General features: G+C 69.8%; 14 protein-coding genes. 5 read left to right on the top strand and 9 right to left on the bottom strand.

The genetic code is table 11. The annotated features are described in order from the left end of the window. Positions 1–21: 21 nt before the first annotated feature. Genes AC3EGR_RS02020 through AC3EGR_RS02010 form a run of 3 tightly spaced genes read left to right on the top strand, consistent with a single transcriptional unit; the run spans position 22 to position 3,054 of the window. Positions 22–1,029 (top strand): AAA family ATPase, encoded by a 1,008-nt coding sequence (locus tag AC3EGR_RS02020; protein WP_488544758.1) that lies wholly within the window; start codon positions 22–24, stop codon positions 1,027–1,029. Continuing rightward, positions 1,010–1,999, top strand: a complete 990-nt coding sequence (locus AC3EGR_RS02015) for a DUF58 domain-containing protein (RefSeq protein WP_488544757.1) — start codon at positions 1,010–1,012, stop codon at positions 1,997–1,999. Before AC3EGR_RS02020 ends, AC3EGR_RS02015 begins: the two co-directional genes overlap by 20 nt. Positions 2,000–2,016: 17 nt before the next feature. Next, positions 2,017–3,054, top strand: coding sequence for a VWA domain-containing protein (locus AC3EGR_RS02010; RefSeq protein ID WP_488544756.1), 1,038 nt, complete (start codon positions 2,017–2,019; stop codon positions 3,052–3,054). A gap of 114 nt (positions 3,055–3,168) precedes the next feature. Here AC3EGR_RS02010 and lolD read toward each other — a convergent pair whose 3' ends face one another. Both lolD and AC3EGR_RS02000 read right to left on the bottom strand, forming a co-directional pair. Then, complete coding sequence (gene lolD, locus AC3EGR_RS02005; protein ID WP_488544755.1) at positions 3,169–3,885, bottom strand: lipoprotein-releasing ABC transporter ATP-binding protein LolD; 717 nt, start codon at positions 3,883–3,885, stop codon at positions 3,169–3,171. Beyond that, positions 3,878–5,131 (bottom strand): lipoprotein-releasing ABC transporter permease subunit, encoded by a 1,254-nt coding sequence (locus AC3EGR_RS02000; RefSeq protein WP_488544754.1) that lies wholly within the window; start codon positions 5,129–5,131, stop codon positions 3,878–3,880. Before AC3EGR_RS02000 ends, lolD begins: the two co-directional genes overlap by 8 nt. A gap of 80 nt (positions 5,132–5,211) precedes the next feature. Between AC3EGR_RS02000 and AC3EGR_RS01995 the strand changes: the two genes are divergently transcribed. Beyond that, positions 5,212–6,150: a phosphoglycerate mutase gene (locus AC3EGR_RS01995; protein ID WP_488544753.1), complete on the top strand. Its 939-nt coding sequence runs from the start codon at positions 5,212–5,214 to the stop codon at positions 6,148–6,150. After that, positions 6,147–7,856, top strand: coding sequence for a single-stranded-DNA-specific exonuclease RecJ (recJ, locus tag AC3EGR_RS01990; protein WP_488544752.1), 1,710 nt, complete (start codon positions 6,147–6,149; stop codon positions 7,854–7,856). The genes AC3EGR_RS01995 and recJ overlap by 4 nt, the downstream gene beginning before the upstream one ends. Positions 7,857–7,976: 120 nt before the next feature. On the opposite strand, the gene AC3EGR_RS01985 is transcribed toward recJ, so the two are convergent. The 7 genes from AC3EGR_RS01985 to AC3EGR_RS01955 all read right to left on the bottom strand — a co-directional run bounded on the left by AC3EGR_RS01985 (position 7,977) and on the right by AC3EGR_RS01955 (position 13,434). Then, positions 7,977–8,303 (bottom strand): hypothetical protein, encoded by a 327-nt coding sequence (locus AC3EGR_RS01985; RefSeq protein ID WP_488544751.1) that lies wholly within the window; start codon positions 8,301–8,303, stop codon positions 7,977–7,979. 9 nt (positions 8,304–8,312) lie between these two features. Then, positions 8,313–8,621: a hypothetical protein gene (locus AC3EGR_RS01980; RefSeq protein WP_488544750.1), complete on the bottom strand. Its 309-nt coding sequence runs from the start codon at positions 8,619–8,621 to the stop codon at positions 8,313–8,315. 415 nt (positions 8,622–9,036) lie between these two features. Then, positions 9,037–9,603, bottom strand: coding sequence for a dCTP deaminase (gene dcd, locus AC3EGR_RS01975; RefSeq protein WP_488544749.1), 567 nt, complete (start codon positions 9,601–9,603; stop codon positions 9,037–9,039). Beyond that, positions 9,600–10,910, bottom strand: a complete 1,311-nt coding sequence (gene guaD, locus AC3EGR_RS01970; RefSeq protein WP_488544748.1) for a guanine deaminase — start codon at positions 10,908–10,910, stop codon at positions 9,600–9,602. Before guaD ends, dcd begins: the two co-directional genes overlap by 4 nt. Before the next feature lie 4 nt (positions 10,911–10,914). After that, on the bottom strand, positions 10,915–11,988 hold the full coding sequence (locus tag AC3EGR_RS01965; RefSeq protein WP_488544747.1) for a BMP family ABC transporter substrate-binding protein: 1,074 nt from the start codon (positions 11,986–11,988) through the stop codon (positions 10,915–10,917). Between the two features lie 130 nt (positions 11,989–12,118). Then, positions 12,119–13,141 carry a D-alanyl-D-alanine carboxypeptidase family protein gene (locus AC3EGR_RS01960; protein ID WP_488544746.1) on the bottom strand — a complete coding sequence of 341 codons (1,023 nt, stop codon included), beginning with the start codon at positions 13,139–13,141 and terminating at the stop codon, positions 12,119–12,121. 122 nt (positions 13,142–13,263) lie between these two features. Then, a complete protein-coding gene (locus tag AC3EGR_RS01955) occupies positions 13,264–13,434 on the bottom strand; it encodes a hypothetical protein (RefSeq protein ID WP_488544745.1) in 171 nt (56 codons plus the stop codon). Between the last annotated feature and the right edge of the window lie 5 nt (positions 13,435–13,439).

Here is a 13,439-nt window from a genome sequence, read left to right as displayed (position 1 = left end):
CTTTCCACCAGCAGGACCTCCATGGAAACCTTGACTCGCACGGACAGCGCCACGGCGCAATTGATGGAACAGATCCTCTACGAGGTCAAGCGCGTCGTCGTCGGGCAGGACCGCTTCCTCGAGCGCGTCATGGTCGCGATGCTGGCGCAGGGCCACCTCCTGGTGGAGGGCGTGCCGGGCCTCGCGAAGACGCTGACCGTCAAGACCCTGGCCAACACCATGCGGGGGCAGTTCAAGCGCATCCAGTTCACGCCGGACCTCGTGCCCGCGGACCTGGTGGGCACGCGCATCTACAACCAGAAGAACGGTGACTTCGCCACCTCGCTGGGCCCGGTGTTCGCCAACCTGCTGCTGGCCGACGAGATCAACCGCGCGCCGGCCAAGGTGCAGAGCGCGCTGCTGGAAGTGATGCAGGAGCGCCAGGTCACCATCGCCGGCGAGACGCACAAGGTGCCCAGCCCCTTCCTGGTGATGGCCACGCAGAACCCGATCGAGACCGAAGGCACTTACCCGCTGCCCGAGGCGCAGGTCGACCGCTTCATGATGAAGGTGCTGGTGGACTACCCCACCGACGAGGAGGAGTTCGTCATCGTCCAGCGCGTCACGGGCCCCAGCGTCGACGTGACGCCGGTCGCCACCACCGAGCAGCTGGCCGCCTTGCAGAAGGAATGCCGCGAGATCTACGTCGACCCGTCGCTGGTGCAGTACGCGGTGAAGCTGGTGTCGGCCACCCGCCAGCCGGATCGCCACGGCCTGAAGGAACTGAGCCGCTTCATCACCTACGGCGCCAGCCCGCGCGCGACGATCGGGCTGGTCGAAGGCGCCCGCGCGCTGGCCATGCTGCGCGGCCGCGGCTACGCGCTGCCCGAGGACATGGTGGACCTGGTGCCGGACGTGCTGCGCCATCGCGTGGTGCTCTCCTACGAGGCCCTCTCCGACGGCATGAGCGCCGATGCGGTGGTCCAGAAGATCATGGCCAAGATCCCGGCTCCGGCCAAGCCGCTCGAACATGACAAGCTGGTGGCGTAGGAAACCCGCGGCCGAAGCGCAGCCGGCCCTGCTGGCGCCGGCCGCGCAGGCCCACCACGCCGAGCACGTCCTGCGCCGGCTGGAGTGGAAGGTCATCCGCCGGCTCGACGGCCTGCTGCAGGGCGACTACCGCACGCTGCTGCGCGGCGCCGGGCTGGACCTGGCCGACCTGCGCGAGTACCAGCTGCACGACGACGTGCGCCACATCGACTGGAACGTGACGGCGCGCATGCAGACACCGCACGTGCGCGTGTTCACCGAGGACCGCGAGATGTCGGCCTGGTTCCTGCTGGACCTGAGCCCCTCGGTGGACTTCGGCTCGGGCGAGCTGCGCAAGCGCAATGTCTCGGCGGAGTTCGTCGCCGTGCTGGCGCGCCTGCTCACGCGCCACGGCAACCGCGTCGGGGCCATGCTCTATGGCTCCGGCGTCGACACGGTGATCCCCACGCGCAGCGGCCGCCGCCACGTGCTGCACCTGCTGCACAGCATGCTGGACCGGGTGACCGCCGAAGGCAGCCCGACCCGCCTGGCGGACCTGCTCACGTCGGCGGCCAGCCTGATCAAGCGCCGCTCGACCGTCTTCGTCGTGTCGGACTTCATCAGCGAGCCCGGCTGGGAAAAGGCACTCGCCCTGCTCGCGCAGCGCCACGAGGTGGTGGCGGTGCGCGTGCTCGACCCGCTGGAGCTGGACCTGCCGGACCTCGGCCTCCTCACGCTGCGCGACGCCGAAAGCGGCGAGCAGGTGGTGGTGGACACGCACGACACGGGCTTCCGCAAGCGTTTCGCGCGCATCGCGGCGCAGCGCGAGGCGGAGCTGCGCGAGGCCCTCGCCAAGTGCGCCGTCGACGCGCTGGAGCTCTCCACCGACGCCGACCTGGTCGACGCCATCGTGCGCTTCGTCGAGATGCGCAGGCGCCGCAGCCAACTCGCTGCCGGCAGCCTGCCCGCGCACCTGCGGCACGTGGCCTGAACCTGGAGAATCGAAGCATGCAATTCCTCTGGCCCCAATTCCTCTGGCTGCTGCTGGCCCTGCCGCTGCTGGTGGGGCTCTACGTGTTCCTGCTGCGCCGCAAGAAGAAGCTGGCGGTGCGCTATGCGTCGCTGTCGATCGTCAAGGAGGCGATGGGTGCCGGCTCGCAGGTGCGCCGCCACATCCCGCCGCTGCTGTTCCTGCTGGCGATGACGGCGCTGCTGCTGGCGGCGTCGCGCCCGGTGGCCGTCGTCACGCTGCCGTCCAACCAGCAGACCATCATCCTGGCCATGGACGTGTCGGGCAGCATGCGCGCCACCGACGTGCAGCCCAACCGCCTGGTCGCCGCCCAGACGGCGGCCAAAGCCTTCCTGCAGGAGCTGCCCCGGCACGTGAAGGTGGGCGTCGTCGCCTTCGCCGGCTCGGCGCAGGTCGCGCAGCTGCCGACGACCAATCGCGAAGACCTGGTCACCGCCATCGACCGCTTCCAGCTGCAGCGCGCCACGGCCACCGGCAACGCCATCGTGATCTCGCTGGCGACGCTGTTCCCCGACGCGGGCATCGACCTGGAGTCCATGCAGGGCGGCCAGCGCATGCGCGGCTTCTCGCTGGACAACGACAAGAAGCCCAAGAAGGAGTTCACGCCGGTGGCGCCGGGCTCCTATCCGTCGGCGGCCATCATCATGCTCACCGACGGCCAGCGCACGACGGGCGTGGACCCGCTGGAGGCCGCCAAGATCGCCGCCGACCGCGGCGTGCGCGTGTACACGGTTGGCATCGGCACGGTGGACGGCGAGACGATCGGGTTCGAGGGCTGGTCCATGCGCGTGCGCCTGGACGAGGAGACGCTCAAGGCGATCGCGCAGAAGACCTCGGCGGAGTACTTCTATGCGGGCACGGCCACGGACCTGAAGAAGGTCTACGAGACCCTCAGCTCCAAGCTGACCGTGGAGAAGAAGGAAACCGAGATCTCGGCCCTGTTCGCGCTGGCGGCGGCGGCGCTGGCCCTGCTGTCCGCCGGGCTGTCGCTGGTCTGGTTCAACCGGATTCTGTGAGGGCGGGGTAGGAGCCGGGCGCATTTGCCGTGGCAGGGGCCGCGCCCCTGTAGGGTGACGCGGCGCAGCCGCGGACAGTGAGCGCAAGCGAACCCCACCGCCGCGCGCAGCGCCTCACACCGTCGCTGCCGCCTCTTCCGTATCCAGCTTTCCCAGCGTCAAGCGCACCAGCCGACCGCAGCGCGCGGCCAGGTGCTCGTCGTGCGTGACCATCACGAACGCCGTGCCGCGATCACGCGCCAGCCGCAGCATCAACTCGAACACCGTGTCGGCTGTCCGGCGGTCCAGGTTGCCGGTGGGTTCGTCCGCCAGTACGCAGGCCGGATGCGCGACCAGGGCGCGGGCAATCGCCACGCGCTGGCGCTCGCCGCCGGACAGCTCCGCCGGCCGGTGCTTCATGCGCTCCTTCAGCCCCACCGCCTCCAGCATCTCCGCCGCCTGCCGGTGCACCGCCTCCAGCGGCTCGCGCCGGATGCGCAGCGGCATGCCGACGTTGTCCAGGGCGCTGAACTCCGGCAGCAGGTGATGGAACTGGTAGACGAAGCCCAGGTGCTGGTTGCGCAGGCGCCCCTGGGTCGCCGGATCCAGCCGCGCGAGATCGCGCCCCATGAGTTGCACCGAACCAGAGGTGGGCGCGTCCAGCCCGCCCAGCACGTGCAACAGCGTGCTCTTGCCGGAACCCGAAGCCCCGACCACGGCGAGCGTTTCGCCCGCGTGCACTTGCAGGTCCACGCCGCGCAGCACCTCGACGTCCAGGCCGCCTTCGCTGAAGCGCTTGGTCAGGCCCTGGCAGGAGAGCACCACGCCGGTGTGCGGCGTCACGTCATTCATAGCGCAGCGCCTCCGCCGGGTTGACGCGGCTCGCGCGCCAGCTCGGATACAGCGTGGCGACGAAGGCCAGCGCCAGCGAGATCAGCGCGATCGGCACGATGTCGTTGGCCTGCGGGTCGCTGGGCATGCGGTTGATCAGGTAGATGTCCTTGGGCAGGAAGCTCGCGTTGAGCGCGTGCTCCAGCGCCGGCACGATGGTGTCGATGTTGAAAGCCACCGCCAGCCCCAGCAGCAGGCCCGCGAGCGTGCCGATCACGCCGACGGCGGCGCCCTGCACGACGAAGATGCCCATGATGCTGGACGGGCTCGCGCCCAGCGTGCGCAGGATCGCGATGTCGGCGCGCTTGTCGGTTACCGTCATCACCAACGTGCTCACCAGGTTGAACGCCGCCACCGCCACGATCAGCGTCAGGATGATGAACATCATGCGTTTTTCCAGCTGCACGGCGGCGAACCAGGTGCGATTCTGCCGCGTCCAGTCGCGCACGAGGAAGTCGCCGGACAGCTGCGTGGTCAGTTCCGCGGCCACTTCGCGGGCGCGGTTCAGGTCGCGCAGCTTCAGGCGCACGCCGGTGGGGCCCTCCAGCCGGAACAGGCGCTCGGCGTCCTCGATGTTCACCATCGCCAGCCCGCTGTCGTACTCGAAGTGGCCCGAATCGAAGGTGCCAACCACCGTCATCTGCTTCAGGCGCGGCACCACGCCGGCCGGCGTGACCTGGCCCCCCGGCGCGATCATGGTCACGGGGTCGCCCTCGCGCACGCCCATGTTGCGCGCCAGCTCCGCCCCCAGCACGACGCCGAACTGGCCCGGCACCAGCTTGTCCAGCGTGCCCTGTGCCGCGGCGGCGAGGTCGGTGACCTGCCCTTCCATCTTCGGGTCGATGCCGCGGACGATGGCGCCGCGCATGTCCTCGCCCCGCGCCAGCAGCGATTGCGCGGCGACGAAGGGAGCGGCACCCACCACCTCCGGGTTCCTGCGCACTTCCTGCAGCGTGCGCGCCAGGTCCGGCAGCGCGCCGCCGCCGGGGCCATAGACCTCGATGTGCGAGACGACCCCCAGCATCCGGTCCCGCACCTCCTTCTGGAAGCCGTTCATGACGGACAGCACGATGATCAGGGCGGCCACGCCCAGCGAGATCCCCAGCATCGAGACGCCCGATATGAAGGAGATGAAGCCGTTGCGGCGGGTCGAGCGGCCGGCGCGGGTGTAGCGCCAACCCAGCACGAGCTCGTAGGGAAGCGCCATTCGCGCCCCTTCAGTGGGTGGATTCCATCGGGCGCGATTGTGGCATCCCCGACAATACGGCTGTGTCAGACGGAGTCCACTTGCTCGTTCCCTTCGCGGCCTGCTCGGCCGCGGAGTGCGCACAGGTCCTGCAAGGCCTGGCTTTACCCAACCTCCAGCGCCTCGCCCGTCGCCTGGGCGTGGAGTCCGCCGACCTGGGCGATCCGGCCAGCCTGTCGCCGCCCCACGAGCGCGCGCTGGCGCGTGCACAGGGACTGCAAGCGGCGGACGGACTGATTCCGCTGGCGGCCCTGCAGGTGCGCCACGCGGACCCGACGGAGCCGGGCGCCGGCTGGGCCTGGATCCATCCGGCGCACTGGCGGGTGGGGGCGGACCACATCGCCATGGCCCACCCCCAGGAGCTGCAGCTGGACGCCGAGGACTCGCACGCCCTGCTGGAGGCCATGCGTCCCTGGTTCGACGAGGACGGCATCACCCTCGCCTACGACGCCCCGCTGCGCTGGCTGGCACGGGCCGACCTCTTCCGCAGCCTGCCCACCGCTTCGCTGGACCGCGTCGCAGGCCGGCGCATCGAGTCCTGGCTGCCCTCCGGTGCCAGGGGAGCCCCCGTGCGGCGCCTGCAGCAGGAGATGCAGATGCTGCTGTACACCCTGCCGCTGAACGATGCGCGCGAGCGCGGCGGGCAGCTGCCGGTCAATTCCTTCTGGGTCAGCGGCTCGGGCGCGCTGCCGCCGCATGCCGACGTCGGCCCGGTACCCGGCCTGCAGGTGTCGCCCTACCTGCGGGATGCGGCCCTGCTGGGTGACTGGCATGCCTGGTCGGCCGCCTGGCAGCAACTGGATGGGCGAGAATTCGCCCGCCTGCTCAAGGACCTGGACCAGGGCCGGCCGGTGCGCCTCACGCTCTGCGGCGAGGTCGGCGCGCGCACCTGGTCGTCCGCCGCCCCGCACGGCGGCTGGCGCCGGCTCACCCAATTTTTCGCCGCCCCATCGGCGGCCAGCCTCCTGGAGGGCCTGTGAAGATCATCACCCGTGACGTGCCACCGCGCGCCGCCTGGGCACTGGAACAGGCGGGCATCCACCCCCTGCTCGCGCGCCTGTATGCGGCGCGCGGCGTCGCCGGCAAGGAGGAACTGGACAACGGCCTCGGCCGCCTGCTCGCGCCCGCGACGCTCAAGGGCGCCAGCGAAGCGGCCTGCCTGCTGGCCGACGCCATCGCCGCGGACCGCAGGCTGTGCATCGTGGCCGATTACGACTGCGACGGCGCGACGGCCTGTGCCGTGGGCGTTCGCGGCCTGCGCCTGCTCGGCGCGAAGAACGTCTCGTACCTGGTGCCGGACCGCGTGGTCGACGGCTACGGCCTCACGCGCAGCATCGCCCAGCGCGTGCACAAGCTGGGCGCCGACCTGCTGATCACCGTGGACAACGGCATCGCCAGCATCGACGGCGTCGCGGCCGCCCGCGAGCTGGGGCTGCAGGTGCTGGTGACCGACCACCACCTGCCCGGCGCCACCCTGCCGCAGGACGCGCTGATCGTGAACCCCAACCAGCCCGGGTGCGGCTTCGAGAGCAAGGCCATCGCCGGCGTCGGCGTGATGTTCTACGTGCTGCTCGCCGTGCGCGCGGAACTGCGCGCACGCGGGGTGTTCGACGAGCGCACGCAGCCCAAGCTCGATGCGCTGCTGCCGCTGGTGGCGCTGGGCACGGTCGCCGACGTGGTGAAGCTGGACGCGAACAACCGGCGCCTGGTGGCGCAAGGGCTGCGCCGCATCCGCGCGGGCGCCTTGCCTTGCGGGCTCGCGGCCTTGTTCCAGGTGGCCGGACGCAAGGGGGAGACGGCGACGACCTTCGACTTCGGCTTCGCGCTCGGCCCGCGCATCAATGCGGCCGGCCGCCTGGCGGACATGACGCTGGGCATCGAATGCCTGCTGACGGAAGACGCCGCGCGTGCCGACGAACTCGCGCGGACGCTGGACGGCATCAACCGCGAGCGGCGCGAGATCGAGGGGGACATGCGCGAGCAGGCGCTGGCCATGGCGGAGGCCCTGTTCGAGGAGGGCGAAGAGCCACCGCCCGCCATCTGCGTGTTCGACCCGGACTTCCACGAAGGCGTGGTGGGCATCGTCGCTTCGCGCATCAAGGACAAGCTGCATCGTCCGACCTTCGTGTTCGCCGCGAGCCAGGCCCCGGGCAAGGAGCACGAACTCAAAGGCTCGGGGCGGTCCATCCCCGGCTTCCACCTGCGCGACGCACTGGACCTCGTGGCCAAGCGCCATCCGGGGGTGCTGCTGCGCTTCGGCGGCCACGCGATGGCGGCAGGCTGCACCATCGGCGAAGAGCACCTCGAGGTGTTCGAACAGGCGCTGGCGCAGGTCGCGCAGGAGTGGCTGGACGCCGCCACGCTGCTGCGCAGCCTGCACACCGACGGGCCCCTGGCGCCCGAATACCGGCGGCCCGACCTGGTCGACACCTTGCACCAGGAGGTGTGGGGCCAGGGCTTCGCGCCACCCATGTTCAGCGAGGAGGTGGAGGTGCTGTCCCAGAAACTGGTGGGCGAAAAGCACCTGTCTCTGAAGCTGCGCCACCAGGGGCAGCCCGTGGACGGCATCTGGTTCGGCCGCACGCAGCCTCTGCCCGGCAAGGTGAAGATCGCCTTCCGCCTCGACGCGGACGAATGGCAGGGGGTGCGGAGGGTGCGCTTCCTGGTGGAAGGCGCGGAGCTGTAACGCGGGGCGACGCCACCCGAAAACGTAGCGTGGCGCGTCAGTTGCGAGGCATAGGGTGGCGCGGCGTCAGCCGCGGAAGGTGAGCGAAGCGAACCCCACCGCCGACGCGAACCCCGCCGCCTAAGCCGTCCCCAGCACCGGCATCCCCGAATGCTGCGGATCGTCGAAGTAGGCGAACAGGCGCGTCGCCACCTTGTCCAGTTCCTTGTCGTCCATCGCGCGGGCGCAGGCGAGCTGCCACATGGCGTATTCGCGGTCGCCCAGCATCATGTCGGTCTTCACGCAGCGGCCGTGACCCGCCATCAGCAAGGCGAAGCTGGCCAGCAGCCGCGTCGGGCAGTAGTTGGCCTCGTCGAAGACTTGCTGGTCATCCGACGCATCGAGCGAGCCGCTGGCCATGGCCGCGACCGCCGGACCGGAGCCAGGGTGCGCATGCAGGAAGCTCATGGCCGGACCTCAACGGAAGCTGAAGCTGACCGGCACTGCGGCGGACACCTTGGGGGTGCCGGCCGACGCCTGCGCCTGCAAGCCGCTGCGGGTGGCGCAGCTCGCGATGGTGGAACCCGGGATGTATTGCAGGCAGTCCGACAGCGCCATCTGCTGCACCACCGTCTCGTTGTGCCGCGCTTCCGCCTTGCGCACCTGGTGGCTGCACAGGAGCCAGAAGGCGAACAGCTGTCCGGCCGCGATCGCGCCGAGAAGCACCCAGAACATGCGGGAGTGCGCGGGCTGCGTGTCGACGGCGTGGACGGTGAGGGAGGACATGGCGGGACTTCCTTGAGGTAAGTCGATCGTAGGCCTCCGCCTGCTGCCGCGCCAGAGTGGCGTGCGCGAGATTCTGTAGGACGACTTCCAGACGCGACCGTGGGCGACTTGCCGACCCTGCTGGACGCGGTGACGAGCCCGTGCCAGCTGCATCGGACTGGTGCGTCCACGCGCCCGTAGCCCGCGGCATTGCGCACGCCGCCGTTGCTCCGCGGCCACCCGGGCGTGACGGGCGCTCGGGGAAAGTCGCCGCAAGACACGGGAACGCCTGTGAATCGGGGGGCGAGCCGGAGGCCGCTGCTTCCCCGGTACTCTTCCGTTCCGCCATCCGAAGCGAGCGCACACGTGGCGCCCTCGCGCAGCCCCTATTTGGCCTGCAAAGCCGGTTGCGCCGCACCCGGGCGGCCACGAGGTCTCAGGCCTTGGGCAGCGTCACCCCATGCTGGCCCTGGTACTTGCCGCCGCGGTCCTTGTAGCTCACGTCGCATTCCTCGTCGCTCTCGAAGAACAGAACCTGCGCGCAGCCCTCGCCCGCGTAGATCTTCGCGGGCAGGGGCGTGGTGTTGGAGAACTCCAGCGTCACGTAGCCTTCCCATTCCGGCTCGAAGGGCGTGACGTTGACGATGATGCCGCAGCGCGCGTACGTGCTCTTGCCCAGGCAGATGGTCAGCACGTTGCGCGGGATGCGGAAGTACTCCAGCGTGCGCGCCAGCGCGAAGCTGTTAGGCGGGATGATGCACACGTCGTCGTGGAAGTCGACGAAGCTTTTCTCGTCGAAGTTCTTCGGGTCCACCACCGTGCTGTGGATGTTGGTGAAGACCTTGAATTCCGGCGCGCAGCGGATGTCGTAGCCGTAGCTGGAGGTGCCGTAGCTGATCACCCGGCGGCCGTCCACCTCGCGGACCTGCTTCGGCTCGAACGGCTCGATCAGGCCATGCTGTTGCGCCATGCGGCGGATCCACTTGTCGCTCTTGATGGTCATGCGGAAGGCTCCTGGGCCGGGATTGTAGGGCGGCCGTTCACGTAGGCCGCCTGCACCACCCGGTCGTCCCCCAGCACGATCAGCGAGAACAGCAGTTCGTCGAGGTTGCGGGCACTGCGCGTCTTCCGCGCGAGCAGCGGCGTGGCCTGCGGATCGAGCACCAGGAAATCGGCTTCGCAACCCGGTCGCAGGTTGCCGATCACGCCGTCCAGTCCCAGCGCCTCGGCCGCGCCCGCGGTGTGCTGCCACCACAGGTTCTGCGGGCTCAGGCCGATGCCCGGCTTGGTCTGTCCTTCCCGCGCCACGTAATACGCGGCCAGCATCGTGTGGAAGGGCGAGAAGCTGGTGCCGCCGCCGACGTCGCTGGCCAGGCCGTGGCGGAAGCCGACGCGCAGCGCCCCTTCGTAGTCGAAGAAGCCGCTGCCCAGGAACAGGTTGCTCGTGGGGCTCACCGCGGCCGCCGCGCCCGTGTCGCGCATCAGGGCACGGTCCTCGTCGTCGAAATGGATGCAGTGCGCGTAGATCGAGCGGTCGCGCATCAGCCCGAAGTCCTGGTAGATCGACAGATAGCTGCGCGCGGACGGAAAGAGCTCGCGCGCCCAGCGGATCTCGTCCTTGTTCTCCGCGACGTGCGACTGGATCCACACGTCGCGGTGCTGCGCGGCCAGTTCACCGGCACCGCGCAACTGCGCCTCGCTGCAACTCGGCGCAAAGCGCGGCGTGATCGCGTAGCCGAGCCGGCCGCGGCCATGCCAGCGGCGGATCAATGCCTCCGTGTCGACCAGCGACTGTTCGGTCTCGTCGCGCACGCCATCGGGCGAATGCCGGTCCTGCAGCACCTTGCCGGCGATCATGCGCAGCGAGCGCGCTTCGCTTGCCTCCATCAGCGCGTCGACCGAATGCGGGTGCGAGGTGCAGAAGGTGAGCGCGGTGGTCACGCCGTTGCGCAGCAGCTCGTCGAGGAAGACCTGTGCGACCCCCGCCGCGTACCCGTGGTCCGCGAAGCGCGCCTCGTGCGGGAAGGTGTAGTTCTCCAGCCAGGGCAGCAGGCCGTCGGCGGGCGAGCCGATCACGTCGGTCTGCGGGAAGTGGACGTGCAGGTCGACGAAGCCCGGCGCCAGGATGCGCCCGGGCAGGTGCGTGACCGGCACGCCCGGATAGTTGCCGGCCAGCGCCGCGTGGGCACCCGCCGCCCGGACCACCTGCGCGCCGGTGGCATCGGGGCCGACCACCAGCAGTCCGTCCTCCTCGTAGCGGGCGGAACCGTCGTCCGCGAAGGACAGGAGGGCGGCGCGGTAGGCGTGCATGGACCTATTGTCGGACCTTCCCCTGGACGCCCGATACGAGATAGTCCATGAGGAGTATCTGCTGGTCCGTCAGCGCCTGGCCCTGGGCCGCCACGGTCCTGCCTTCGTTGTCCACGATGGGGCCCGCGAAAGGCCGCAGCTTGCCCGCCGCGATGTCCTTCTGGCGCGCGAGCACCTCGTCCTGCACCGCCTTGGGCACCTTGCTGCCGAAATAGCCGACGCGGATCATGCCTTCCCTGACGCCGCCCCAGACGTTGCCCGGCTTCCACTTGCCATCGAGCACCGCCTGCGTGCGCCGCTTGTAGTAGTCGGCCCACTGGTGCGTCACGGCGACGAGCTGCGCGTCGGGTGCGACCTTGCGCATGTCGGAGTGGTAGGCCACCGCGAAGCGCCCGCGCTCCTGCGCCGCGGCCATCACGGCGGTGGAGGCGGTGTGGAAGGCCAGCACGTCCGCGCCCTGGTCCATCAAGGCCATCGCGGCGTCGCGCTCCTTGCCCGGGTCGAACCAGGTGTTCAGCCAGGTGACCTTCACCTGCGCCTTCGGGTCCACCGAGCGCATGCCGAGCGTGAAGGCGTTGATGCCCTGCAGCACCTCGGGGATGGGCAGGCCCGCGACATAGCCCGCGAGGTGCGACCTGGTCATGCGCCCGGCGGCGACGCCGGCCAGGTAGCGGCCTTCGTAGTAGCGCGCGTTCGCGGCGGCGACGTTGGGCGCGGTCTTGTACCCGGTGATCGATTCGAACTTCACATCGGGGAAGTCCTTCGCCACCTTCAGCGTCGGCTCCATGTAGCCGAAGCTGGGCGTGAAGATCAGCCGGTGCCCCGTGCTCGCGAGGTCGCGGATCACGCGCTCCGCATCGGCTCCTTCCGGCACGTTCTCGACATAGGAAGTCTTCACGCGCTCGCCGAATGCCGACTGCACGGCAAGGCGTCCCTCCTCGTGCTGGCGGACCCAGCCCGCGTCCGTGAGGGGCGCCACGTAGACGAATCCCACCTTCAGCGGCTCGGCCTTCTGCGCGTGCGTGGGGAGTGCGATGCAACTGGCCGCCATGGCGATGGCGGCGAGGTTTTTGTACATGGTGTTCCTCGACATGGCCCCGGGATTCGACAAAGAAAAAAGGCCGCCGGGGCGCGACCTCATGCGTCGATTGTAGGTGCACCGACCATTCGGCAGCTTCGACCGGGGGAGATCGAAGCGAGCGCCCGGATCACGAATCCGCGCCGGCGCCCTGCCCCGCCGTCATCTCCGGATGGCTCTTCAGCCAAAGCCGGATGCGCTCCGGGTCCTTCATGCGCGCGATCTTGCTCGCGGAATCCAGGAACACCATGATCAGCTTGCGACCCGCCAGCTCCGCCTGCATCAGCAGCGTGTAGCCCGCTTCCCGGATGTAGCCCGTCTTCTGCACCCCGATGTCCCAGCTGCCGCTGCGCACCAGCCGGTTGCTGTTCACGTACTGCAGCGCGCCCTTGTCCGTGGCCAGCCGGTAGCCCGGCGAGGTGGTGTAGCGCCGCAGCAGCGGGTGCTCGTACGCCTCGCCGGTGAGCAGGGCCAGGTCATGGGCGCTGGAGCGGTTGCCGCTCGAGAGGCCGGTGGGTTCCACGTAGCGCGTCTGGCGCATCCCGAGCTGCGCCGCCTTGACGTTCATCGCGCTCACGAACGCGCTCTCCCCGCCAGGGTAGGTACGCGCCAGCGCATGCGCCGCGCGGTTTTCGCTGGACATCAGCGCCAGGTGCAGCGCCTGCGCGCGCGTGAGTTCGGTGCCCACCTCCAGGCGCGACCTGCTGAATTTCACCACGTCGACGTCGTCGCCCGTGATCGTGATCTTCTCGTCCATCGGCAGCTTCGCTTCCGCCACGATCAGCCCCGTCATCAGCTTCGTGAGCGAGGCGATCGGCTGGACCGAGCCGGCGTTCTTGCCGAACAGGACTTCGCCGGTCTCCTGGTCGATCACGTAAGCCGCGCTGGCGCTGACGCGCAGCGGCCCCGCGGGCTGGGCGCGCGCGGCCACCGCGTTGCTGGACTTGCGCGCGTGCGCGAACCTCTTGGTCCGGGTGGACTTCGTCGCCATGACCGCCTTGCGGGAATGCGCAGGCTTTTTCTTCGCGCTCGCATGCTGCACGGAGCGCGCCTTGGCGGCTTCGGCAGGCTGCACGCCCAGCGTCGCCAGCAGCGGAAACAACAGGTAGACGAGCCAGCGGCTGGCCCGCCGCGCAGGGACTTCTCGCGTCATAGGGTGGTCAGTGCCGTCCTACGCGCGGAAGTTCCCTCGTCGGGCCAGCAGGTGCCGGGCGCCTGGGCGGTGGCCGCCCATCGGTGCTTTGCGCGTGACGCCGCGCGCGGCGCCCTGTCCGTCTACTGGCGTTCGGCGCCCGCCACCAGCCCGCCGTACAAGGGCAAGGGCACGGTTTCCGCTTCGCGCGGATCGGGCAGCCCGGGCACTGGCTGTTCCGGGTCCACGAGCGTGGGTTCCCAGGTGCGTTCGAGCCAGCGGGGAAGGCGCAGGAGGTCGGTGAGGCGTGGCATGGCAA

It is taken from the genome of Ramlibacter sp. G4-7, from assembly GCF_057784995.1.
The sequence above is the reverse complement of the archived record's forward strand: the minus strand, read 5'-3'. Positions and strand labels throughout refer to the sequence as shown.